Genomic DNA, 23994 nt, shown 5'->3' with positions numbered 1-23994 from the left:
CGGGTGGCAAGTACAGATCCAGAACCTTCCGAGGTTCAGATCCGGCACTATCGGTGCGGCGCGCTACCGGCGAGTCTGGGGTCAGCTCTCGGGTCGACGTTGGAGGAGACATGACCGCTACACCCGTTCAGCCAGACCTCAAGGCCCGCCATCGCGCGATGTGGGGGCTGGGGAACTATGCCCGGGTCGCCGACGAGCTCATTCCCGAGCTCGGCCAGGTGATCGTCGAGGCGTGCGAGATCGCTGCCGGCGACCGCGTCCTGGACATCGCCGCCGGCACCGGGAACGCCGCCATCCCCGCCGCCCTCGCCGGCGCGGACGTGATCGCGAGCGACCTGACCCCGGAGCTGCTCGAGATCGGGCAGACTCATGCGGAGGAGGCGGGCGCCGGCTCACTCACCTGGCGGGTCGCCGACGCCGAGACGCTGCCGTTCGACGACGCCGCGTTCGACGTCGTCATGTCCTGTGTCGGGATCATGTTCGCGCCGTTCCACGAGAAGGCGGCCGCCGAGCTGCTCCGGGTGGTGCGTCCGGGCGGCCGGATCGGCCTGGTCAGCTGGACCCCCGAGGGCTTCATCGGCCAGATGTTCGCGACCATGAAGCCGTTCATGGCACCCCCGCCCGAGGGTGCGCAGCCGCCCCCGCGGTGGGGCGACGAGACCCACGTACGCGGCCTGCTGGGTGACTCGGTTACCGATCTCCGGGCCGAGAAGCGCACGGTGGCCGTCGACTCGTTCGAGACCGGCGCGGAGTTCCGCGACTTCTTCAAGGCCTGCTACGGGCCGACGATCGTCGCCTACCGCGGGATCGCCGAGGACGAGGCCCGGATCGCCGCGCTCGACTCGGCGCTCGCCGACCTGGGGGACCGCTACCTCACCGCCGGGACGATGAAGTGGGAGTACCTGCTGCTGACCGCGGTACGTCGCTAGCGGCCCGACGGCCCAGGTCGGTGCGTGCTTTCCGATCTCGATCCGGTCCCGTGGAACAATCCGTCATGTGACTGAGATCGAGATCGGCAGGGCCAAGCGGGCACGACGGGCGTACGCCTTCGACGACGTGGCGATCGTGCCGTCGCGGCGCACCCGCGACACCACCGAGGTGAGCACCGACTGGCAGATCGACGCCTATCGCTTCGACACCCCGCTGATCGCTGCGCCGATGGACTCGGTGATGTCGCCGTCGACCGCGATCGCGATGGGCAAGCTCGGCGGCCTCGGGGTGCTCAACCTCGAGGGCGTGTGGACGCGGTACGACGACCCGCAGCCGCTGCTCGACGAGCTGGCCGGGATGAGCGGTGTCGACGCGACCCGGCGTCTGCAGGAGATCTACGAGGCTCCGATCCGGGCCGAGCTCATCACCGAGCGGCTGCGCGAGGTGCGCGCCTCGGGGGTCACCGTCGCTGGGGCGCTGTCGCCGCAGCGTACGAAGGAGTTCGCCAAGGCAGTCGTGGACGCCGGCGTCGACCTCTTCGTCATCCGTGGCACCACGGTCTCGGCCGAGCACGTCTCCTCGCAGTCCGAGCCGCTCAACCTCAAGGAGTTCATCTACGAGCTCGACGTCCCGGTGATCGTGGGCGGGTGCGCGACCTATCAGGCGGCGCTCCACCTGATGCGCACCGGCGCGGCCGGTGTGCTCGTCGGCTTCGGCGGTGGTGCGGCGCACACGACCCGGACCGTGCTCGGCGTGGCCGTGCCGATGGCCTCCGCCGTGGCCGACGTCGCCGCCGCGCGTCGTGACTACCTCGACGAGTCCGGCGGCCGCTACGTGCACGTCATCGCCGACGGTGCCGTCGGCCGCTCAGGGGATATCGCCAAGGCGATCGCCTGCGGCGCCGACGCCGTCATGGTCGGTAGCCCGTTCGCCCGGGCCACGGACGCCCCCGGCAAGGGCTTCCACTGGGGCAACGAGGCCCACCACGCCGACCTGCCCCGAGGCCAGCGCGTTGCCTTCGAGCCCGTCGGCACCTTCGAGGAGGTCCTCTACGGTCCCTCCCACGTCGCCGACGGCACCATGAACCTCGTGGGCGCCCTCAAGCGCGCGATGGCCACCACCGGTTACACCGACCTCAAGGAGTTCCAGCGGATCGAGGTCGTCGTCGGCTGACCTCCGCCGAAACCGCACTTCTGGCGGGCCGAATCTTCGGTTGTGGGCGACGAAACCCTGGTTTCGTCGCCCACAACTGCTTTTCGACGCGCCTTCCCGTCATGTGACCGACATGCCGAGGCGTCACTCCGGTCGGTCGAGGTGGCACCGTCGTGACGTCTCGGCCGACGCGCGTGACGTCTCGGCCGGCCGGCGTGACGTCTCGGCCGACGTACCTGACTTCTCGGCATTGCTTGGACATCGACCTTCCATGTTCTTGGGCTACCCCGTAGAGTGACCGTCATCACCACCTAAGCAAGCGCTTAGATTAGCCGAGCACAGACGAGGGATGGAACATGTCGAGGTTCGAGGGACGTACGGCGATCATCACCGGGGCCAGCCGAGGGATCGGGCTGGGTATCGCCCAGCGCCTGGTGGACGAGGGCGCCAGGGTCGTCATCACCGCCCGCAAGCCCGAGGCGCTGGCCGAGGCGGTCGAGTCTCTCGGGGGCAAGGAGTACGCCCTCGGTATCGCTGGCAAGGCCGACGACCCCGCTCACCAGGAGGAGGTCGTCAAGGCGGCCATCGACACCTTCGGCAGCGCCGACTTCATGGTCAACAACGCCGGCATCAACCCGAAGGCGGGCGGGCTGATCGACCTGGACCGGGAGTCGGCCCGCAAGACCGTCGAGGTCAACTGCCTCTCGCCGATCGGCTGGACCCAGCAGGTCTGGCGGCAGTGGATGTCCGAGCACGGCGGCGCGGTCGTCAACATCTCCTCGGTCGCCGGTCTCGCCCCGACGCCGCTGATCGCAACCTACGGCGCGAGCAAGGCGATGCTCAGCTACATCACCCAGGAGCTCTCCGTCGAGCTCGGCCCGAAGGTACGTGTCAACGCGATCCTCCCGGCCGTGGTGAAGACCAAGTTCGCCGAGCTCCTCTACGAGGGCCGCGAGGAGGAGGTCTCGGCCGCCTACCCGCTCAAGCGCCTCGGGACCCCCGAGGACATCGCCGGTGCCGCCGCGTTCCTCCTCTCCGAGGACGCAGGCTGGATGACCGGGCAGCTCGTCACCGTCGACGGCGGCCTCACCCTCGCCGGCGGACGCGTCTGATGCCCATCGCTCCCGACAGCACCGCCGTCGTCACCGGCGCCGCGGGTGGGATCGGCCGTGCCCTGGCCGCCCGCCTCGTCACCGAGGGCGTCCGCGTCGTGGTCAACGACATCGACGAGGTACGTCTTGCCGAGACGGCCACGGAGATCGGCGCCCACCCGGTGGCCGGCGACGCGGCCTCCGTCGAAGGCGTGGAACGCCTGGTGGGTGCGGCGAAGGACCACCTCGGTCAGATCGACACGTGGTACGGAAATGCAGGCATCGACCGCGGTGTCGGCCTGGACTGCCCCGAGGAGGACTGGCAGGCATCGCACGAGGTCAACGTGATGGCGCACGTCCGGGCGGCCAGGCTCCTCGTCCCCGACTGGGTCGAGCGGAAGAGTGGTCGCTATGTGGTGACGGCGAGCGCGGCGGGGCTGCTGATGATGATCGGCGCGCCGACCTACACCGTCACCAAGCACGCCGCGGTCGCCTTCGCGGAGTGGCTCTCGGCGACGTACCGCCATCACGGGGTCGTCGTCCAGGCGATCTGCCCGCAGGGCGTGCAGACCGGGATGCTCGAGCGGTCGGGCCAGATGGCCGACCTGCTCGGCCGCGACGGGACGCTGACGCCCGAGCAGGTCGCCGAGGCCGCCTGGGAGGCGACGAAGGACGACCGCTTCCTGGTGCTGCCGCACCCGGAGGTGGGCGACTACTACGCCGCGCGCGCCACGCAGACCGACAAGTGGCTCGGCGGGATGAATCGACTCTGGCAGCACGTGGAAGGACAGGTATGAAGGCATGGCGGATCGGCTCGCTCGGCGAGCCCAAGGACGTGATGCGGCTCGAGGAGGTGCCCGACCCGACCCCCGGAGCCGGTCAGCTCGTCGTGAAGGTGCTGGCCAGCCCGGCCAACTTCCCGGATGTCTTGATGGCCCGAGGTCTCTACCAGGTCAAGCCCGAGCTCCCGTTCACCGCGGGCGTCGAGCTGTGCGGTGAGATCGTCGCGCTCGGCGAAGGCGCGGAGGGTTTCAACGTCGGGGACCGTGTGATCGGCGGCGGATCGCTGCCGTACGGCGGCTTCGGCGAGCTCGCGCTGATGGACGCCGCAACCACGTTCCCGGCGCCGGAGGCACTCACCGACGCCGAGGCGTCGAGCCTCTACATCGGCTACCAGACCGGCTGGTTCGCGCTCCACCGCCGTGCCCACATCCAGCCCGGCGAGACGCTGCTCGTGCACGCCGCGGCCGGCGGGGTCGGCAGCGCCGCGATCCAGCTCGGCAAGGCCGCCGGGGCCACCGTGATCGGTGTCGTCGGTGGGCCGGAGAAGGCTGCGGTCGCCAAGCAGCTCGGCGCCGACGTGGTCATCGACCGCCACACCGAAGACTTCGTGAAGGTGGTCAAGGAGGTCACCGGCGGCAAGGGCGCCGACGTGATCTACGACCCCGTCGGCGGCGACACCTACGACCGCTCCACCAAGTGCATCGCCTTCGAGGGCCGGATCCTGATCATCGGCTTCGCCGGCGGCCGCATCCAGGAGGCGGCGCTCAACCACTCGCTGATCAAGAACTACTCGATCGTCGGGCTCCACTGGGGCCTCTACAACATGCTCGGACCCGAGCTCGTCAAGGAGTGCCACGCCGAGCTCACCCGGATGGCGGACGAGGGCTCGATCAAGCCCCTGGTCAGCGAGGAGCTGTCCCTGGGCGAGGTGGCCGACGGCGTCCAGCGTCTTGCCGACGGCACCACGGTCGGACGGGTCGTGTACGTCGCATGAAGGCTGTCATCTTCGACTACGGCGGGGTGCTGACCACGCCCATCGGCGACTCGATCCGGACCTGGCTGGCGGCTGACGGTATCAAGCCGGAGAGCTTCACGAAGGTGCTCAAGGAGTGGCTGGGCCGCTACGCCGACGCCGGCACCCCGATCCACCGCCTCGAGCTCGGCGAGCTCTCGGTCAAGGAGTTCGACAAGCTCCTGGCCGCTCGCCTGGAGACGTACGACGGTGGCCCGGTCGAGCCCAACGGCGTCCTGTCCCGGCTCTTCGCCGGGATGCGGCCCAACCCGGAGATGTTCGCGCTGGCCGAGGAGCTCCGCGACGCCGGGATCCGGCTCGCCCTGCTCTCCAACAGCTGGGGCAACTTCTACCCCCGCAAGCAGGTCGACTCGCTGTTCGAGGTGGTGGTGATCTCCGAGGAGGTCGCTATGCGGAAGCCGGAGCGGCCGATCTTCGAGCGCACTCTGAGCAGGCTCGGTCTGCCGGCCGAGGAGTGTCTCTTCATCGACGACGCCGAGCCCAACGTCCTCGGCGCGCGGGCGGTCGGTCTCGACGCACTGCTGCACACAGATCCGGCGAGCACCCGCGCAGCGCTCGCCAGCATGATTCCCGCCCTCGGAGGTGCCGCGTGATGACCGATTCTCTGCCTGGACTCGACCTGGACCGGCTCGGTCCGTGGCTGGCCGAGAACGTGACGGGCGCCGGGGAAGAGCTGAGTGCCACCCACATCTCCGGAGGCAAGTCCAACCTGACGTACGCCGTCTCCGACGGCACCCACGAGTGGATCGTCCGGCGCCCGCCGCTGGGCCACGTCCTCGCCACCGCGCACGACATGAAGCGGGAGCACACCGTGATCACGGCGCTGCGCGACACCGACGTGCCGGTGCCGCACACCTACGCGTTCTGCGGTGACGAGGAGATCCTCGGGGCGCCGTTCTACGTGATGGAGAAGGTCGACGGCCGGCCCTACCGTTTCGCCCGCGAGCTCGAGCCGCTCGGTCCCGAGCGGACCACCGCCATCTCCGAGCAGCTCATCGACGTGATGGCCGCGCTGCACGCGGTCGACCCGGCCGAGGTCGGGCTGAGCGAGTTCGGCCGCCCCGAGGGGTTCCTCTCGCGGCAGGTCAGGCGCTGGAAGAAACAGCTCGACGCGTCGTACTCCCGCGACCTCCCCGCCGCCGACGAGCTCCACGCGCTGCTGGAGGCGCGGGTCGGTGCCGCCGAGGCCGCTTCGACCGGGCCGGGGATCGTGCACGGCGACTACCGGCTCGACAACGTGCTCACCGACGAGGCCGACCAGATCAAGGCGGTCGTCGACTGGGAGATGGCCACGCTCGGCGACCCGGTCACCGACCTGGCGATCCTGCTCACCTACCAGCAGATGGCAGAAGTCTCCGGCGACGGCACCGTGACCGACGTCAGCAACGCGCCCGGCTGGCTCACCGAGGACGAGATCATCGCCCGCTACGACGCCGCCAGCCCGCGTGACCTGAGCGAGTTCGGCTTCTACCGCGGGCTCGCCGCCTACAAGCTCGCCGCGATCCTCGAGGGGATCCACTACCGCTACCTGAAGGGCCAGACCGTGGGGCCCGGATTCGACAAGATCGGGGACGGGATCCACCCGCTCCTCGACATGGGCATCAACGCGATGAAGGGAAAGTAAGCGTGGACTTCAAACCCGACGCCAGGACCGAGGAGCTCGTCGCCTCGTTGCAGGACTTCCAGAAGACGCACGTCGAGCCGAACGAGGGCGTCTTCCACGAGCAGCTCGCCGCCCAGGACGACAAGTGGGCCTGGGACACCGTCCCGGTCCTCGGCGAGATCCGCGCCGAGGCCCGCAAGCGCGGCCTGTGGAACCTCTTCCTCCCCGGTGAGGGCGGCGCGGGTCTGACCAACCTGCAGTACGCCCCGCTGGCCGAGATCACCGGTCGCAGCCACCTCGGGCCGGCCGCGCTCAACTGCGCCGCGCCCGACACCGGCAACATGGAGGTGCTGCACGACTTCGGCAACGACGCGCAGCAGAAGGAGTGGCTCGAGCCGCTTCTGGAGGGACAGATCCGCAGCGCCTTCGCGATGACGGAGCCGGGCGTCGCCTCCTCCGACGCGACCAACATCGAGACCTCGATCGCGCTCGACGGTGACGAGTACGTCATCAACGGCCGCAAGTGGTGGATCACCGGCGCGATGAACCCCAACGCCAAGATCTTCATCGTGATGGGCAAGACCGACCCGACCGCCGAGCGTCACAAGCAGCAGTCGATGATTCTGGTTCCTCGTGACACCCCCGGCCTGGAGATCAAGCGCGGGATGGAGGTCTTCGGCTACGACGACCACGACCACGGCGGCCACGCCGAGCTGATCTTCACCGACGTCCGGGTTCCGGTCGGCAACCTCATCGGGACCGAGGGCATGGGCTTCGCGATCGCGCAGGCGCGCCTGGGTCCGGGCCGCATCCACCACTGCATGCGTTCCATCGGGCTCGCCGAGCGGGCGATCGAGCTGATGTGTGCTCGGGTCGAGGACCGCGTCGCCTTCGGGAAGCCGCTCTCCGAGCAGGGAGTGATCCGCGACTGGATCGCCGAGTCCCGGGTGCGGATCGAGCAGCTGCGCCTCCTCGTCCTGAAGACCGCCTGGCTGATGGACACCGTCGGCAACAAGGGCGCCCACACCGAGATCCAGGCGATCAAGATCGCCACCCCGGCGACTGTCCAGTGGATCCTCGACAAGGCCATCCAGGCGCACGGCGCCGGCGGGCTCTCGCAGGACTTCCCGCTGGCCCGCGCCTACGCCGGCATCCGCACCCTCCGGTTCGCCGACGGCCCCGACGAGGTCCACAAGAACGCGTTGGCGAAGGCGGAGCTGCGTAAGCAGGCCGCTCGACGGGCCTGATCGGTGGTCGAGCTCGTCGAGACCCACCCCACGAAGAATGCCAATCCGAGAGCAGAGGTGTGATGAAACCCGAAGATCTGACCGCGCGGGTAGAGGAGTTCCTCGCCGCACATGACCCGGCGGCAACGCCGCCGGGGGAGTTCCTGCACGCCCGCTACCGGGCCGGTCTGGCCTGGGTCGCCTTCCCGGAGGGCTACGGCGGTCTCGGGCTGCCGCGGGCGATGCAGCCGCAGGTCGACAAGCTCTTCGCGGCAGCTGGCGCCCCCGACAACAACCCCCGGCGCAACGGGATCGGGCTGGGCATGGCCGCGCCGACGATCCTCGCCTACGGCACCCCGGAGCAGAAGTCGCGGTTCCTGGAGCCGCTGTGGTGCGGTGATGAGATCTGGTGCCAGCTCTTCTCCGAGCCCGGCGCCGGCTCCGACCTCGCCGGGCTGGCGACCAGGGCGGTTCTCGACGGCGACGAGTGGGTCGTCAACGGCCAGAAGGTGTGGACCTCGGGCGCCCACAACGCCGACTTCGCGATCCTCGTCGCGCGCACCGATCCGGACGTCCCGAAGCACCGCGGTCTGACCTACTTCTTGTGCAACATGCACGATCCAGGCGTCGAGGTACGTCCGCTGCGCCAGATCACCGGCGAGGCCGAGTTCAACGAGGTCTTCCTGACCGACGTGAGGATCCCCGACGCCCACCGGCTCGGCGCGGTCGGTCAGGGCTGGGAGGTCGCCAACGCCACCCTCAACAACGAGCGCGTCGCCATCGGTGGCGCCGCCATGCCTCGTGAGGGCGGGATGCTCGGCCTCGTGGCCGAGTCGTGGCGTACGCATCCGGACAACCACACCCCGGAGCTGCGCGACCGGCTCCTGAAGTTGTGGGTCGAGTCGGAGGTGGCCCGGTTGACCGGGACGCGCCTGCGGCAGAAGCTGGCCGTCGGCCAGCCCGGCCCCGAGGGGTCGGCGATGAAGCTGACCTTCGCCAAGGTCAACCAGCAGCTCACCGGGCTCGACCTGGAGCTGCGCGGCGAGGAGGGCCTTCGCTACGAGGACGGCGACGGCTGGGCGATGGTCCGGCCCGAGCACGTCGACTTCGGCGGCCGCGACGCCGTCTATCGCTACCTGCGTGCCAAGGGCAACTCCATCGAGGGCGGCACCTCGGAGATCCTGCGCAACATCGTGGCCGAGCGAGTCCTCGGTCTCCCCGGGGAGCACCGAGTCGACAAGGACGTTTCCTGGAAGGAGATCCCGCGATGAGCACTGTGCCCACCTCTGAGGTCGAACTGCTCGACAACGAGCTCGATGCCGACCTGCGTGCCACGGTCAGGTCGTTCCTGTCCGAGCGTTGCGAACCTGCCGAGGTCGTCAAGGCGTACGACGGCGACAGCTCCCTCGCCCCGGTCCTGTGGAAGGGCCTCTCGGTCGAGCTCGGCTTGGCCGGTCTGCTGGTCCCGGAGTCCTACGGCGGAGCCGGAGCGTCCGCCCGCGAGGCCGCGGTGGTCCTGGAGGAGCTGGGGCGCTCGGTCGCCCCGGTGCCCTTCCTGACCAGCGCGGTGGTCGCGACCTCTGCCCTGCTCGTCGCGCCCACCGAGAAGGGCGTGGAGCTGCTGGGAGGCCTGGCGGCAGGAGAGCGCACCGCGGCTCTGGTCGTCCCGTTGACCGCCACGACTACTCAGCCGCTCGAGCCCGAGGAGGTCACGGTCAGATCCGTTGCCGGTGCCCTCGAGGCCGACACGCTCCTGGTGCCCGTGGCGACGCCCGCCGGCACCGAGGTCCGAGCCGTCCCCGCCGGCCAGGCGACGATCACCCCGGTGAGCTCGCTCGACATGACCCGTCAGCTCGCCGACGTACGCCTCGACCCGGCGGCCGGCGAGATCGTCGTGTCCGCGGAGCACGGCGCGGATGCCGTACGTTCCGCTCTGCTCGCCGGCGCCGCGCTGATGGCCTCCGAGCAGGTCGGGGTGGCGCAGTGGTGCTTGACCGCGACGGTGGAGTACCTCAAGGTGCGGCGCCAGTTCGGCCGGATCGTCGGTGGCTACCAGGCGCTCAAGCACCGGCTCGCCGACCTCTACACCGGCGTCGAAGGCGCCGGCGCGGCCGCACGCTACGCCGCCGGGGCGCTGGCTCTCGGGAACGAGGAGGAGGCCCAGATCGCGACCCATGTCGCCGCTGCGTACTGCGGTGATCTCGCCGTCACCGCGGCCGAGGAGGCCGTGCAGCTGCACGGCGGGATCGGGATGACCTGGGAGCACCCCGCCCACCTCTACCTCAAGCGGGCCAAGGCCGACCAGATCGCGTTCGGCCTCCCCGGCCTCCACCGCGACCGTCTGGGGGCGCTCGTCGACCTCTGATGCCGAAGCGTCACTCCCGTCGGCCGAGTTGGCACCCCGGTGCCAACTCGGCCGACGGGAGTGACGTCTCGGCTACTTCTCCAGGGCCATCAGCGCGAGCGCGAACAGAAGGCGGTCGTGGGGGTTGGTGATGCTCCGGCCGGTGAGGTCCTGGATCTGCTTGATCCGGTAGATCACCGTGTTGCGGTGGCAGATCAGGTCCTGCGCGGCGTGGGTGGGGGAGCCGCCGTGGGCGATGAGGGCGCGGAGCGTCGCCAACAGCACGTCCGACTGGTGCGTCGGCTGGGTCAGGATCGGGCCGAGGGTGCGGCGGATGAGCAGATGGGAGACCGCCGGGGAGGCGGTCAGGAGCACCTGCGGGAGCCGTTCGTCGACCACCGCGATGTCCGTACGCCCCCGGGGCACCGTCTCCACCGTGTGCGTGGCGAGCTGGAAGGCAGTGCCGAAGCCGCTCAGGTCGTCGGCGGTGGCGATCCCGACGCGGCCCGAGTTGCAGCCGGCGAGCTGGGCGACCAGATCGGCAACGGCGTCCGTGACCGGCCGCGAGCCCAGCGGGACCAGCCCGAAGTGGTGATCACCGCGGACATGCCAGAACGACATCAGACCGTTCTTCTCCAGCCGGTCGTCGGGGTTGCGCAACGGTGAGTCGCGGTTGCCGTCGAAGGCGGCGACCACACAGGCCATCTGCGCGTCGGCGGCGACCCCGAGGATGTCCTGCACCTCGGCGGCGAAGGCCGGGTCGCCACCGCGGCCTTCCGCCAGCCCGTCCAGGAGCCGGCCCTGGAGCTGCAGGTCGCGACGCTGCAGCAGCGCCGCCTCCTTCCGGTAGGCCCCCGACATCACCGAGTTCTGCACGTCCAGGTCGGTCCACACCTGACGCCCGGCGAGCACCATCACCCGGTCGTCGATCCCCAGTGCCTCCTGCTGGTGGACCATCGCCTCCCACAGCATCCGGGTGCCGACGGTGTAGGCGTTGAGGCAGAACTCCAGAGGTACGCCCTGCCGCGCGCGCCGCCGACCGGTCTCGCGCCACAGGTCGACGGGATTGGCGCCCGGAGTGAGCCCGGCCATGGCGCGGATGCCGCGGCGTACGTGCTCACGGGTGCTCGAGCGCAGGTCGGCTCGGATCGAGGGGTCGGCGTTCCGGTGCCATTCCGGCTGGATCGCGATGAGCGTCAGGGTGATGTCGTCCGCGATCGCATCCGCCTGGCTCACCAGGGAGGCCCAGGCACGCTCCACCAACGGACGAAGTTCCGAGTCGGGAGATGTGTCACGCATCACATCCATGTGCGGAGCGTCCCACGCGGACCGCCGTGTCCGCCAGCAAACCAAGGAATCTCAGACGGAGCGCCTGAAAGATTTTGTGCGCACTGCCCATACCCCCGGTTGTGCGGAGAGTCCAAAGTGATAGCCGTCACAACAGGGCGAAGGGAGCACGATGCAGATGCCTGGCGAAGGCCCGCTGTTCGCGGTCGAGGGGGTCTCGGTCCGATTCGGCGGCGTGCGCGCGCTCGAGGACGTCTCCTTGGAGGTCGCGCCCCATGAGGTGCACGGCGTCATCGGCCCCAACGGTGCGGGAAAGACCACCCTGTTCAACGTCGTGTGTGGCTTCGTCAGCCCCGGCGAGGGCGAGCTCCGGCTGCGCGGCAAGACGATCGACGCTCTCCGTCCGCACCAGCTCGCCGGCCACGGCATCGCCCGGACCCTGCAGGGGCTCGGGCTGTTCGAGAAGATGACGGTGCTCGACAACGTGATGGTCGGCGCCGACCGTCTCGCCCGCGCCGGCTTCGTACGCGGCCTGCTCGGCCTCGGTCATCGCGACGACGCCCGGTTGGCAGCCAAGGCGCGAGAGGTGCTCGGCGAGCTCGGCATCGAGTCGTACGCCGCCCGCTACCCCGGCAGCCTGCCCTACCCGATCCGCAAGAAGGTCGCGCTCGCCCGCGCGCTGGTCGCCGAGCCGGAGCTGCTGCTCCTCGACGAGCCCGCCAGCGGGTTGAGCGCCGAGGAGATGAGCGAGCTCGGCGAGATCATCGCCGGTCTGACCGAACGCACCGCCGTGATGCTCGTCGAGCACCACATGGACCTGGTGATGTCGGTCTGCCACCGGATCACCGTGCTCGACTTCGGCCGCGTCATCGCTGCCGGCACACCCGACGAGATCCGCAACGACCCGGCCGTCCTCGCCGCCTACCTGGGCGACCAGGTCGAGCACGACGACAACGCCGAGGTCCATCCGCTGGTTTCCACGAACGCGACCGCCGATGGGGAGGACGCCTGATGTTCGCCGTCGAGGACCTGAGCGCTGCGTACGGACCGGTCAAGGCGCTCAACGGCGTCAGCTTCACCGCGGAGAGAGGCCAGGTCACCGCGGTCCTGGGTGCCAACGGCGCAGGGAAGACCACGTTGCTGCGCACCGTCTCCGGGCTGGTGAGATCCACCAAGGGCAGCGTGAAGCTGGATGGCAAGGACATCACCCGCACCGCGACCGAGAAGCTGACCTCGTACGGCCTCTCCCACGTCCCGGAAGGACGCGGCGTCATCGCCGAGCTGACCGTCGTGGAGAACCTCCGCCTCGGCGGCCTGCACCGCGCGACGGGCTCCGAGCCGATGTCGATCGAGCGGGTCTTCGAGCTCTTCCCCCGCCTGGGCGAGCGCCGCGAGGCCACCGCCCACATGCTCTCGGGCGGTGAGCGGCAGATGCTCGTCATCGGCCGCGCGCTGATGGCGCGACCGACCGTGCTCCTGCTCGACGAGCCGTCCCTGGGGCTCGCGCCCCGGGTGGTGGCCCAGATCTTCGACCTGCTCCGCGGGCTCGTGCAGACCGAGGAGCTCACCGTCGTGCTCGTCGAGCAGAACGCCCGTAGTGCCCTGTCCATCGCTGACCACGGCGTCGTGCTCAACCTCGGCAAGGTCGTCGCCTCGGCGCCGGCCGCCGAGCTGGCCGCCGACGAGCAGCTCCGCCACGCCTATCTCGGGTTCTGAGGAGCAGACACAACATGCAGCAGTTTCTCGACACGACCCTCGGAGGGCTCGTCCTGGGCGCGGTCTACGCCGCGTTCGCGCTGGCCCTGTGCCTGATCTGGCGCTCGACCCGGATCGTCAACTTCGCCCAGGCCGCGATGGCCATGGTGACCACCTACATCGCGCTCTCGCTCATCAACGTCGACGTCCCCTACTGGGTCGCCTTCCTCGCCGCGATCGCCGCCGGATTCGTGCTCGGCGCGGTGATCGAGCGGGTGATCATCCGCCCGGTCGAGGGCAAGGCCGAGCTCAACGCGGTCATCCTGACCCTCGGACTGTTCATGGTGCTCCACGGGCTCACCGCGCTCGTCTTCGGTGTCCAGCACCGCGGCTTCCCGGCCCCGGTCAGCACCAACGCGATGACGGTCGGGGACACCTCGATCGGGATCACCCCGTTCGGCATCCTCACCATCGTCGTGGTCGCTGTGGTGATGGCCGGGCTCGTCGTCCTGTTCCGCTTCACCGACCTGGGCCTGCGGATGCGGGCCTCGGCGTTCAACGGGGAGGTCTCCCGGCTCCTGGGCGTACGCGTGGGCCGCATGCTCACCCTCGGCTGGGCGCTCGCCGCAGCCGTGGGCGCGGTGGCCGGGATGCTCATCGCCGGCGGCGACCTGGTGAACCCGGCGTTCATGGACCCGTTCGTGATCTACGGCTTCATCGCCGCGGTGCTCGGCGGCCTCGACTCGCCGATCGGATCGGTGATCGGCGGGTTGATCCTCGGGCTCTCGCTCTCCTACGTCACCGGCTACGTCGGAGAGCACCTGGCGCCGCTGGTCGCGCTGGGGATCTTGATGCTGGTGCTGCTGGTGCGTCCCAGCGGCCTCTTCGCGGCGGCTGCGGCCAGGAGGGTCTGACTCATGAAGCTCACGGAGCGTCTGCGTTCTCTCACCCGTCCGGTCCGGAGCGTGCCGCTGGCTCGGCACCTCCTCGTCGGCCTGATCGCGTTCCTGGTGGTGGCGGCGATCATCGGTTCCTCCAGCCAGTATCTGCAGACCCGCTACGCCGAGATGGCCTTCTTCGCCATCGCCGCCGGCGGCCTCACGGTGCTGACCGGGCTCTCCGGCCAGCTCTCGCTCGGCCACGGCGCCCTGATGGCCGTCGGGGCGTACGCCGCCACCCTGGTGCTCGAGCGCACCGGCGGCGAGACCTTGGCCGACGTCTTCGTCGCGCTGCTGGTCGCGATCGCCGTCTGTGCCGTGGTGGGGGTGATCGTCGGGGTACCGGCAGCGCGGTTGCACGGGCCGTACATCGCCGGCGCGACCCTGACGCTGGCCGTCGCGGTGCCGCGCCTGGCCAACCAGTGGGAGTTCCTCGGCGGCGAGCAGGGGCTCCAGGTTCCGGTGCCGCGGGCTGCTGAGCTGCCGGTGTGGATCCAGGACCTGGTCTGGTTCTTCACCGCCGCCGAGATCGACCAGTACTCCTTCCTCGCCTACCTCGGCTGGTTTCTCCTGATCCTCGCCTTCGTCGCGCTCGCCAACCTGAGCCGGTCCCGGATCGGCCGCCGCTGGCGGGCGGTCCGCGACGACGACGTGTCGGCCGAGCTGGCCGGCATCCACCTCGGCCGGGCCCGTGTGGTCGCCTTCACGGTGAGCGCCATGTGCGCCGGGCTCGCGGGCGGGCTGATGGCCATGAACGTACGTCTCACGGCGCCGGGCGCGTTCACGATCACCCTCTCGCTGACCCTGCTGGCAGCAGTGGTCCTCGGTGGGCTGGGCAGCCTGACCGGGGCGCTCATCGGGGCCGGCGTCCTCGCCTTCCTTCCCCACTTCGCCACCGATCTCGGTGAGTCGGCCGGGCTCAGCGCAACCCAGGCCGCGGAGGTCACTCCGGTGGTCTACGGGCTGGTGCTGATGCTCGTCATCCTCCTCGCCCCAGCAGGGATCGTCGGCAGTCTGCGCATGTTCCTAGCGCGCTCATCTCTCGGGCAAACCAAGGAGAAGACAACATGAGAAACACTGCACGCAGAGCCGTTCAGGTCGTCTGTGTCCTCACCACTGCCTCGCTCCTCGCGGCCTGTGGCGCGGGGAAGGAGCGGCCCTCCGAGGACGGGACGGCGGTGGGTGTCACCGACACCACGATCAAGATCGGTGCGCACTTCCCGCTGACCGGTCCTGCCGCGCCCGGCTACTCGGAGATCCCGTCGGGTCACCAGGCGCTCTATGAGTACGTCAACGACAACGGCGGCGTCCACGGGCGTGAGATCGAGATGGTCGTCAAGGACGACGCCTACAACCCGACCAACACCAGCGCCGTCACCAATGACATGATCCTGCAGGACGAGATCTTCGCGATGGTCGCGGGCCTCGGCACTCCCACGCACCGCGCGGTCGTGCAGCGCCTCAACGACGACGGCATCCCCGACCTGTTCGTCTCCAGCGGCTCGCTGCAGTGGGGCGACGACCCGGCGACCTCGCCGATGACGTTCGGCTGGCAGCCGGACTACGAGATCGAGGGCAAGATCATCGGGCAGTACGTCAAGGAGAACATGCCCGACGCGAAGGTCGGGCTCTTCCTGCAGGACGACGACTTCGGCGAGGACGGCGAGAAGGGTGCGCGCCAGTTCCTCGACTCCCAGATCGTCGACGTACAGAAGTACACCCCGGGCGGATCGACCGACTTCTCCCCGCAGATGTCGTCGTTCAAGTCCAAGGGCGTCGACCTGGTCCTCGGCTTCAACACACCCTCCTACACAGCACTGAGCCAGATCGCCGCGCAAGGTGTCGGGTTCAAGTCGAAGTGGTTCTACTCGAACGTCGGCGCGGACCCGGCGCTCGTCGGTGGCCTGCTGGCCTCGATGACCAAGGGCAAGATCCCGGCCGAGCAGGGCGTGAAGCTGATGGACGGGATGATGACGACCGAGTACATCCCCGGCGTCGACGCTCCTGACGACGAGTGGGTCAAGCTCTGGCAGAAGGTCTGGGACGAGTACTCCAAGAAGGGCTCGGAGAAGCTCACGAACTACCGGATCTACGGCATGTCGCAGGCCTACACCTTCGTCCAGGCGCTGCAGGCCAACGGCAAGGACCTGACCCGGGAGTCGATCGTGGAGACGATCGAGAAGGAGGGCGCCTCCTTCGAGGGACCTGGCCTCGCGCCGTTCCGGTTCTCCGAGGACTCGCACATGGGCATCTCGGGCGCGAGCGTCGTCGAGCTCAAGAACGGCGCCGCCGAGCCGCTGACCCCGGTGCTCGTCACCGACATCGGCGACGCGCCGATCGAGGAGGACGACAGCGCCGCCTCGGACGCGCCGCCCGCCTCGGGGCTGCCTGAGTGAACAGCTCATACTGATCCACCGGTGGTCGAGCTTGTCGAGACCCACCACACACGTACTGATCAGTAGGTTGCTGCACGTTCACGGACCGGCCTCGGTTACAGTGGTTGACCCTCACTAACGCCACTGGAGGTGGTCGGTCCGTGAACGTACTCGCACCCGGTAGCGGCGTGGTTGTGACCGGAGCAGCCCGCGGGATCGGGAAGGCCATGGCCACGCGGTTCGCTGCGGAAGGGTGCCGGGTCGTCGTGGCAGATGTCGACGCCGCCGAGCTCCGCTCGGTGGCCGACTCGATCGGCGCCTTCGCGGTCCCCGGCGATGCCGCCTCGGCGGCAGGCACCGCAGCGCTCGTGGACGCGGCGCGGGAGGAGCTCGGCAAGATCGACGCCTGGTACGGCAACGCAGGCGTCGAGCGCGGCCGCGGCCTCGAGGCCTCCGACCACGCCTGGTTGACCTCCTACGAGGTCAACGTCCTCGCCCACGTACGCGCCGCACGGCTGCTGCTGCCCGAGTGGGTCGCCCGCGGGGCCGGGCGGTTCGTGGTCACCTCCTCGTCCGCCGGTCTCCTCACGCTGCTCGGCTCGCCGTCCTATGCGGCCACCGAGCACGCCGAGATCTCCTTCGCCGAGTGGCTCGCCGCCACCTACCGGCACCAGGGCGTCGTCGCTCAGGCGATCGTCGCGCGCAGCGTGAAGACCGCGATGCTCGAGCGCTCCTCCGGGCTCCCGGGTTTCCGGTCGGCCGAGGGTGCGCTCACCGCCGAGGAGGTCGCCGATGCCGTCTGGGAAGCCGGGCAGAGCTCGCAGTTCTGGATTTCGCTCGAGCCCGACGTGGCCGAGGAGTACGCCACGCGTGCCTCGGACGTCGACGCCTGGATCGACGGCGTGAACCGTGTCCGCCAGGAGCTCGACGGGCTGTCCGACCAGTAGTGAGGTGGGCGAGCGCCACGAGCGCTCGCCCACCTCACTGGCCGGGTGCGCGGTCAGTCCGCGGGCGTCACCTCGGCCGTGACCGGGTTGGAGCAGCGGTCGGTCCCGGTGTCGCAGATCCGGTATTCGGACGACGATGTCGAGCGGTCCACGATCTCATCGGTGTAGCGGCCGGTGTTCGGGACTGTTGCGACGACCACGCCGCCGCGGACGACGTCGACCTGCGGGGCGGTCGCGCCGTGCCAGGCCAGGTCCGCTGCGAAGCCGGTCCGGGTCTCGTGAGCCTCGGCGCTCAGTCGATAGGGCGCGCCGACCCGGACCTTGACCACCTTGCCGGGGCCGGTCCTGGTTCCGAAGTAGACATGCTCGCCCTTGGGATCGATGATCGCCGAGACGAGCCCGTCCTCGCCCTTGCCGAGAGTGACCGACCCGGACTTCTCGAAGGTGTCGAGATCGATGTTGAACACCCGACCTGGTGTATCGACGGTGCCGAACGTCGCGAACCGACCGGAGGGGTCGATGACGCCGGAGGTCAGCCCCACGGCCACGTCGATGGCCGTGTCGCGCTTGAACTCGGCCAGGTCGACGCGTACCAGCTTGCCGGCGCTGGCCTCGCCGCTGCCGAAGTAGGCGTAGCGGCCGGCCGGGTCCATCACCGACGAACGCAGGTAGCGCTCGCCTGAGCCAAGGGTGATCGAACCGACCTGGGCCATCGTGTCGAGATCGACCTTCACCACACGGGCTTCGGGATAGTTCATCGTGCCGAAGTAGCCGAACTCGCCCGCGGGATCGATCACTCCCGTGGCCAGGTATTCACCGGTGACCACGGCGGCACCCACACGGGTGAAGGTCGCGAGGTCGACCTTGACCACTTTGCCCGGGTTGGTCCCGGTGCCGAAGTAGGCGTAGCGACCGTCAGGGTCGATGATCGAGGAGCGGATGTTGTACTCGTCGGCCGCCAGCATCAGGATCTTGTCCATCTTGAAGGTGTCCAGATCGATCCGCACCACGCGCGCCGGCGAGGTCGCGATCCCGAAGTAGGCGTACTTCCCGGACGGATCCATGACGCCGGTCTGGAGCATCTTCTGGCCGATGCCGACGCTGATGGTGCCGACCCGCTTGAACGTCTTCAGGTCGTACTTGACGATGACGCCCGGAAGCGGCTCTCCCAGGTTGGCGGTTCCGAAGTAGGCGTACCGCCCGGCCGGATCGATCACCGCGGACTGCAGGTACTTCTGCAGGCTCGCCGTCTGCAGGCTGCCGACTCGTGCCGGGATCGGCGTACCGGCGCCTTGGACGCTGATCCGCTGGTCGGGGTCGGCGCTGCTCGCGATCGCAAGACTGGTCTGCGACGGTCCCTGCTCGGTCGGGCGGAAGCTGATCTCCAGCGTGCAAGTCTCCAGCCTGCTCAGCTGGAACGGAACACCGGAGCACGTCCCGCCCTCGTGGACGAACCCGTTGGCGTGGTCGGTCACGTCGAACACGGTGACCGGCACCCCACCGGTGTTGGTCAGGGTGATCGTCTCCGCGTCGGCGGTGGTTCCGATGGGGACCGAACCGAAGTCGAGCGCGTCGTCGGACAGCGCGAGAGCCTTGCCGGCAGGTGCCTCCAGCGCCAGGTCGACGGTGGTGGTCTCGCCGGTCCCGACGGCGGCCGGCTGAGAGCCGTCGACGTAGGCGGTCGCGGAGGCGGTGACGGTGTAGCTGCCGGTGGAGACGAGGGCCGAGAAGCGGCCCTCGGCGTCGGTCGTCGCCGGCAGGCCGACCGGGCCTGACGACGCGTTCACCGAGATGGTGGCGTTCGCCACCGGCGCCCCGGTCTCAGCGTCGGTGACCGTCCCGGACACGGTCCCGGTCTCGCCGCGCGGCGCGGCCGCAGCGGCGGCGTACGTGTCGAGGCGGCCCTGCCCCCACACGTTGTTGTCTCCGGCGGTCCCGCCGCAGCTGAGGTCCTCGACGTCGATCGCGGTCTCGTCCAGAAGCCGCCGGGTCAGGTCGATGTCACGCCTGACGGCGGGTGCTGCCGACCACAGCAGTGCGATCGAGCCGGCGACGTGCGGGGCGGCCATGGACGTGCCGCTGCCGACGGCGTACTTGCTGCCGGGGTAGGAGGAGCGGATGGCGACGCCGGGCGCAGAGACGTCGGGCTTGATCAGGTCGTCGTCCCACTGCGAGGGACCGCGGCTGGAGAACGAGGCGATGTTGCCGTCGGCGTCGAACGCGCCGACGCCGTAGCTCGCCTCCATGTTCCCGGGGTTGCCGTCGCTGCCACAGGTGGGGCCCTCGTTGCCGTTGGAGAACACCGGGAAGATGCCGGCGGCGACCCAGGCGTCGACCGTCTGCTTGAACCACGGGTCCTCACCGGCGGCCGCGCTTCCCCAGGAGTTGTTGATCACGTCGGGACGGAGGTCCGGGCGCGGGTTGCGGCCGCCACGGGTGGTCGGCGCCAGCATGAACTCGCCGCTGGACAGCAGCATGCTCTGGTTGCAGGTCGAGCCAGAGCATCCCTTGGCCGCGATCCACGTCGCCCCGGGCGCGACACCGATGTGGTTGTCGCCGCCGTCGTCGCCGACCATCGTGCCGACGGTGTGGGTGCCGTGACCGACGTTGTCGCACGGCACCGTGTTGATGATCCCGCACGAGACGCCCGGGTCCCACCAGCTGTAGTCGTGGCTGAAGGTGCCGTCGCCGTTGTTGCCGCGGTACTGCTCGACCAGCGCCGGATGGTTGTACTGGACGCCGGAGTCGATGCTGCCGACCACGATGCCCTCGCCGTCGGCGTCGAACTCGTCCCAGACCTTGGGGGCGCCGATCCGGTCGATGCCCCATTCGACGTCGCCGGTGGCGGCGATCTCGCCGGCAGGGGTCGGCTCGGGCAGCGTGTAGGTCCGGTCGGCGGTGACCTGGTCGACCTCCGGCAACGAGGTGATCCGGTCGAGCAGGTCGGCGTCCCCGGTCACCTCGACGGCGTTGGCGATCCAGAACGGCTGGTAGTCGGCCCCGGCCTCGTCGAGGACCTCGATCAGGCCGGCCTGGCTGGCCTTGGCGGTCTCCTGCAGCTCGTCTCGTACGACCTCGCCCTGCCGGGCGCGATCGGTGATCCGCGCCGCGTCGTCGAGTTCGGCCTTGCCCTCGAGGTAGACCCAGAAGGTCGTGGTGTCGTCGCGGGACAGCTCCGTGAGGACCCGTGGCTCGACCTCGGGACCCGCTTCCGCGTCAGCTGCGGAGGCGGCGGACAGGGTCGCTCCGGCGGGCAGCGCGACCGCGGCCAGGGCTGCGGCCAGCACCATGTGCGCCGTACGTGGCCTGGTTGTGCTCAACCAGGCGGGCTTCCATCTCGTTGTGGTCATGGTTTCCTCTCGCGGTGGGGGCAGGGCGGGACGGGCGATCACAGCGGTTCGAAGCCGGCGGCGGACTGGTCGTCCGGCTCGGGGTCGTGGTCCGCGGTGGGGTCGCTGACAGGGTCTGGATCGTCGGGGCAGTCGTGGGGGCCGCACATAGTCGTCAGCGTGGCCGGGCCGGCGTCGCGACGCGAGTGGGCAGATGACCCAATCAATGGCCGTCAGGCGCGGGGGTGTCCAGGAGTCCCGTCTCGACGGCGGTCATCGCGGCCGCGGTGCGGGTCGACACCTGGAGCTTGCGCATGGCCGAGCTGAGATGACGGCCGACGGTGCGCGGCGAGAGGAACAGGGCCGTGCCGATCTCGCGGTTCGTCATGCCCGTCGCGACGAGGGCGAGCACCTCGCGCTCCCGCGGGGACAGCTCCTCGCCGTACCCGTGCCGGCCGCGTCGCCAGGTCCGGGCCACGTCGGCGCCCTCCGCACGCAGCCGGCGCGCGACCCGGTCGGCATCTCGGCGGGCGCCGAGTGCCGCGAAGCCGGTCTGGGCGCGGCCGAGGACGGCCAGTGCTTCCTCGGTGTCGCGATTCTCCGCCCCCAGCAGGTTGCGACCGTGGCCCTCGAGAGCGATGAGCTCGTCGTACGGCCGGGGGATCGCCGCCCACCCGGTCGCGCTGTCTGCGTAGTGCTGGGCGGCCAGGTCGACGTCACCGGCGGTCTCGGCGAGGACGGCGCGGCAGGCTGCGATCGCCGCTGCTGGCGCGGGAGCGGCGGCGAGATCCAGGGCGTCGGCCATGGTCGTGACCAGCTCGACGGCCTGATCGCGTCTCCCGGTGCGGGCCAGCGCCTCGACGTGAACGACGGCGAGGTCGGTCGCCCACAGCCACACTCCTTTGGTGGCGACCATGTCCATCGCGGGGCCGGTGAGCGTGAGCGCGCCCTCCGGGTCGCCGTCGACCAGGGCAGTGCGGCCCAACGTCGCCGCCGGCACCACTGTCATCGGCTCGGCGATGCCGAGCTCTCGCAGCGTGCTCGCGACCTCGGCCAACCCGAGCGCACCGGCATCGCCGTGCTGGCCGGTGACGTGGCGGACCAGGCCGGACAGCACGGTGGCGAGCAGCCGGTCGTGCACCTCGGTCGTCTCCCGGCGCGCCAGGCCGGTCATCGCCTCGGCCAGGCCGTCCCAGGTGCCGGTGTACCAGGACAGGATCGCGGCCGTGATCTGCGAACCCTCTGCGACCCGATGATGCTCGGAGTCGGGGAGGTGGTCCTTCGCGGAAGCGATCAGTCTCCGGGTCTCGTCGAACCGACCCCACGGAAGCGAGGCCGCAGCGACGTTGAGCAGGCCGGCCGCGAACAGGCTCGAGTCCCGTGCCGTGGCCTCACCCGGCCGGTCGATGAGGTTCACCGCGTCCCACGCGGTCTCGTTCCCCAGCAGAAGCAGCGCGGAGGGGCGAGCGGTGCTCAGCGCCACGGCGAGCTGCGGCGCCTCGACCGTGGCGGCCAGCTCGGTCGCCCGATGGAGCCATTCGTAGTGACGTACGGCCGGCCATTCGGGCACGAGCGGCATCGCCAGGTTGCACATCGTCATCCCCGCCAGGTCCGGACGGTGGCTCAGGTCCGGGACCGCCGCCTCGAACTCCCTGAATGCGGTCCGTTGCCTGCCCGCCCGCCACAACGATCGGCCCAGCAGCAGCCGGAGCTCGCCACGATCCGATGCGCCCAGCCGGTCGTCGGCGAGGACCCCGTGAATCGTCTCGATGACCCGGTCGACGACGTCACCGAGGGTGGCGCCGCCGTAGAAGACGGCCTCGCCGAGCTTCGCCGCCAGCCGCAGCCGCCGGTCGACGGGATGATCCAGGGCGAGCAGCTGCAGGAGCAGGGTCACGGCATTGCGATCGTCGCCCGACTGCAGTGCCACGTCGGCGCCGTCCTCGGCGTACCTGCACCACGACGTGGTGTCGCCAGCCTCGCGCGAATGTCGGATCAGCCGGTCCAGCGCATCCCGGTCCAGCCGCTCCACCGCTGCCGCCGCGCGAGCGTGCAGGTGCCGCCGCCGCGAAGCGGGCATCGCCTCGCCCACGGCCTGCGCGTCGAGAGCGTGCCGGAAAGCGAACCTTCCTGTGCCGGACTCCTGCATCAGACCCGACGACAGCGCCGCGGCGACGCCGTCCCGGGCTGCCGAGTCGGACAGGTCGGCGACCTCGGCCAGCAGAGGCGGGTCGACCGGTACGCCCAGCACCCCGGCCGCCTCGAGCACGGACCGGGCGGTCGATGGCAGGCGCACCAGTCGCTCCACGACCGAGTCGCGCACCGTCGCCGGCACGGCGAGCTCGCCCAGCACGCGTCGGACCCACTGGCCCTCGCGACGTACGATGTCGCGACGGTCGGCCAGTAGGCGGACGCACTCCTCGACCGCCAGCGGCACCCCATCGGTGTGCTCGTGCAGGAAGGCCGCGAAGCCGGTCGACACCTGGTCGGAACCGAACATCGACCCCACCAGCCGGCCGGTCTCCTCCACGGACAGCGGCGTGAGCTCGACGCGTACTCGGTTCATCCCGACCGGGGCCCTCGACGTGAGGAGGAGGAGCGGTGCCGACTCCGCGACCTCTGCAGGCCGGTAGGTCACCACCAGCGAACGGTCCCCGGTGCCGGTCGCGACCAGGCTCAGCAGCAGCTCCAACGTCGCAGTGTCCGCCCAGTGCGCGTCCTCCAGGACCAGGACCGAGACCTCGAGCCGGTCGAGGAGCTCCGTGAGAGCGCGGAAGACGCGATGCCTGGTCGCGCCTGCTGTGTCCAAGGGGTCCAGTGCCGGTGGCAACTGGTCGGTCCACTCCGGGAAGAGCGGCCGGAGAGCCCCCGCGATCGGGCTCAGCCCGACCGGCACCCGCCCTGGGGTGAGTCGCCGGATGCCATCGACGATCGGGCCCAACGGGAACGGCTCCGAGAGCGGCGGAGCCGTGCAGGTCAGCACCGTGCGGATGTCGGTGAGCTCCTCGGTAGCCCGCCGAACCAGACTGGTCTTGCCGATCCCCGGCTCACCCTCGATCACCACCAGCGCGGGCCCGTCTCGCAGCGCGTCGACGATCGAGGCGAGGTCGCCGTCGCGTCCCACGAAGGCTGGTGGCGCGCCCATGGGATCCGTCGACTCCCGGATCAAGCCGCTCACCTCGCTGTCCTCGCCCCAGGTGGGGCGGGGACAGGCTAGCGGGTGGCTCCGGCCGATGTAACACGTCGTTCGTGGGTCTACTC

19 protein-coding genes are annotated in these 23994 nt (G+C 70.0%); 16 read left to right on the top strand and 3 right to left on the bottom strand.

Annotated elements, in window-relative coordinates; translation table 11 throughout:
• The first annotated feature begins 110 nt into the window (after positions 1-110).
• The 10 genes from IEY84_RS01885 (at position 111) to IEY84_RS01840 (ending at position 10183) form a co-directional block, all read left to right on the top strand.
• On the top strand, positions 111-929 hold the full coding sequence (locus IEY84_RS01885) for a class I SAM-dependent methyltransferase (protein WP_183541704.1): 819 nt from the start codon (positions 111-113) through the stop codon (positions 927-929).
• Positions 930-996: 67 nt separating this feature from the next.
• A complete protein-coding gene (locus IEY84_RS01880; protein WP_183541702.1) occupies positions 997-2103 on the top strand; it encodes a GuaB3 family IMP dehydrogenase-related protein in 1107 nt (368 codons plus the stop codon).
• A 335-nt stretch (positions 2104-2438) separates the two neighbouring features.
• Positions 2439-3194: an SDR family oxidoreductase gene (locus IEY84_RS01875; RefSeq protein ID WP_183541700.1), complete on the top strand. Its 756-nt coding sequence runs from the start codon at positions 2439-2441 to the stop codon at positions 3192-3194.
• Complete coding sequence (locus IEY84_RS01870; protein WP_183541698.1) at positions 3194-3970, top strand: SDR family oxidoreductase; 777 nt, start codon at positions 3194-3196, stop codon at positions 3968-3970. Before IEY84_RS01875 ends, IEY84_RS01870 begins: the two co-directional genes overlap by 1 nt.
• Entirely contained in the window at positions 3967-4950 is a 984-nt protein-coding gene (locus IEY84_RS01865; protein ID WP_183541696.1) for an NADPH:quinone oxidoreductase family protein, read from the top strand. Before IEY84_RS01870 ends, IEY84_RS01865 begins: the two co-directional genes overlap by 4 nt.
• Positions 4947-5582, top strand: a complete 636-nt coding sequence (locus tag IEY84_RS01860; RefSeq protein ID WP_183541694.1) for an HAD family hydrolase — start codon at positions 4947-4949, stop codon at positions 5580-5582. Before IEY84_RS01865 ends, IEY84_RS01860 begins: the two co-directional genes overlap by 4 nt.
• Complete coding sequence (locus tag IEY84_RS01855; RefSeq protein ID WP_183541692.1) at positions 5582-6613, top strand: phosphotransferase family protein; 1032 nt, start codon at positions 5582-5584, stop codon at positions 6611-6613. Before IEY84_RS01860 ends, IEY84_RS01855 begins: the two co-directional genes overlap by 1 nt.
• A 2-nt stretch (positions 6614-6615) precedes the next feature.
• Positions 6616-7839, top strand: a complete 1224-nt coding sequence (locus IEY84_RS01850) for an acyl-CoA dehydrogenase family protein (RefSeq protein ID WP_183541690.1) — start codon at positions 6616-6618, stop codon at positions 7837-7839.
• Positions 7840-7901: 62 nt separating this feature from the next.
• The gene (locus tag IEY84_RS01845; RefSeq protein WP_183541688.1) at positions 7902-9089 is read left to right on the top strand and encodes an acyl-CoA dehydrogenase family protein; all 1188 of its coding nucleotides are present in this window, start codon (positions 7902-7904) and stop codon (positions 9087-9089) included.
• Positions 9086-10183, top strand: coding sequence for an acyl-CoA dehydrogenase family protein (locus tag IEY84_RS01840; protein ID WP_183541686.1), 1098 nt, complete (start codon positions 9086-9088; stop codon positions 10181-10183). The genes IEY84_RS01845 and IEY84_RS01840 overlap by 4 nt, the downstream gene beginning before the upstream one ends.
• A 72-nt stretch (positions 10184-10255) precedes the next feature.
• Here IEY84_RS01840 and IEY84_RS01835 read toward each other — a convergent pair whose 3' ends face one another.
• Positions 10256-11470 carry a PucR family transcriptional regulator gene (locus tag IEY84_RS01835; protein WP_183541684.1) on the bottom strand — a complete coding sequence of 405 codons (1215 nt, stop codon included), beginning with the start codon at positions 11468-11470 and terminating at the stop codon, positions 10256-10258.
• Positions 11471-11621: 151 nt separating this feature from the next.
• Between IEY84_RS01835 and IEY84_RS01830 the strand changes: the two genes are divergently transcribed.
• The 6 genes from IEY84_RS01830 (at position 11622) to IEY84_RS01805 (ending at position 17404) form a co-directional block, all read left to right on the top strand.
• Positions 11622-12461, top strand: a complete 840-nt coding sequence (locus tag IEY84_RS01830) for an ABC transporter ATP-binding protein (RefSeq protein ID WP_183541682.1) — start codon at positions 11622-11624, stop codon at positions 12459-12461.
• Complete coding sequence (locus tag IEY84_RS01825) at positions 12461-13165, top strand: ABC transporter ATP-binding protein (RefSeq protein WP_183541680.1); 705 nt, start codon at positions 12461-12463, stop codon at positions 13163-13165. The genes IEY84_RS01830 and IEY84_RS01825 overlap by 1 nt, the downstream gene beginning before the upstream one ends.
• A 14-nt stretch (positions 13166-13179) precedes the next feature.
• On the top strand, positions 13180-14058 hold the full coding sequence (locus IEY84_RS01820; protein ID WP_183541678.1) for a branched-chain amino acid ABC transporter permease: 879 nt from the start codon (positions 13180-13182) through the stop codon (positions 14056-14058).
• Between the two features lie 3 nt (positions 14059-14061).
• The gene (locus IEY84_RS01815) at positions 14062-15153 is read left to right on the top strand and encodes a branched-chain amino acid ABC transporter permease (RefSeq protein ID WP_183541676.1); all 1092 of its coding nucleotides are present in this window, start codon (positions 14062-14064) and stop codon (positions 15151-15153) included.
• A complete protein-coding gene (locus IEY84_RS01810; protein ID WP_183541674.1) occupies positions 15150-16478 on the top strand; it encodes an ABC transporter substrate-binding protein in 1329 nt (442 codons plus the stop codon). Before IEY84_RS01815 ends, IEY84_RS01810 begins: the two co-directional genes overlap by 4 nt.
• A gap of 140 nt (positions 16479-16618) precedes the next feature.
• Positions 16619-17404: an SDR family NAD(P)-dependent oxidoreductase gene (locus tag IEY84_RS01805; RefSeq protein ID WP_183541672.1), complete on the top strand. Its 786-nt coding sequence runs from the start codon at positions 16619-16621 to the stop codon at positions 17402-17404.
• Between the two features lie 53 nt (positions 17405-17457).
• Here IEY84_RS01805 and IEY84_RS01800 read toward each other — a convergent pair whose 3' ends face one another.
• Together IEY84_RS01800 and IEY84_RS01795 are read right to left on the bottom strand one after the other, a co-directional pair.
• Complete coding sequence (locus tag IEY84_RS01800) at positions 17458-20754, bottom strand: S8 family serine peptidase (RefSeq protein WP_183541670.1); 3297 nt, start codon at positions 20752-20754, stop codon at positions 17458-17460.
• A 202-nt stretch (positions 20755-20956) separates the two neighbouring features.
• Entirely contained in the window at positions 20957-23911 is a 2955-nt protein-coding gene (locus tag IEY84_RS01795) for an ATP-binding protein (protein WP_183541668.1), read from the bottom strand.
• Between the last annotated feature and the right edge of the window lie 83 nt (positions 23912-23994).

It is taken from the genome of Nocardioides albus (assembly GCF_014648255.1).
GTDB classification, from domain to species: domain Bacteria; phylum Actinomycetota; class Actinomycetes; order Propionibacteriales; family Nocardioidaceae; genus Nocardioides; species Nocardioides albus.
This window is presented reverse-complemented; position numbering and strand designations above follow the sequence as displayed.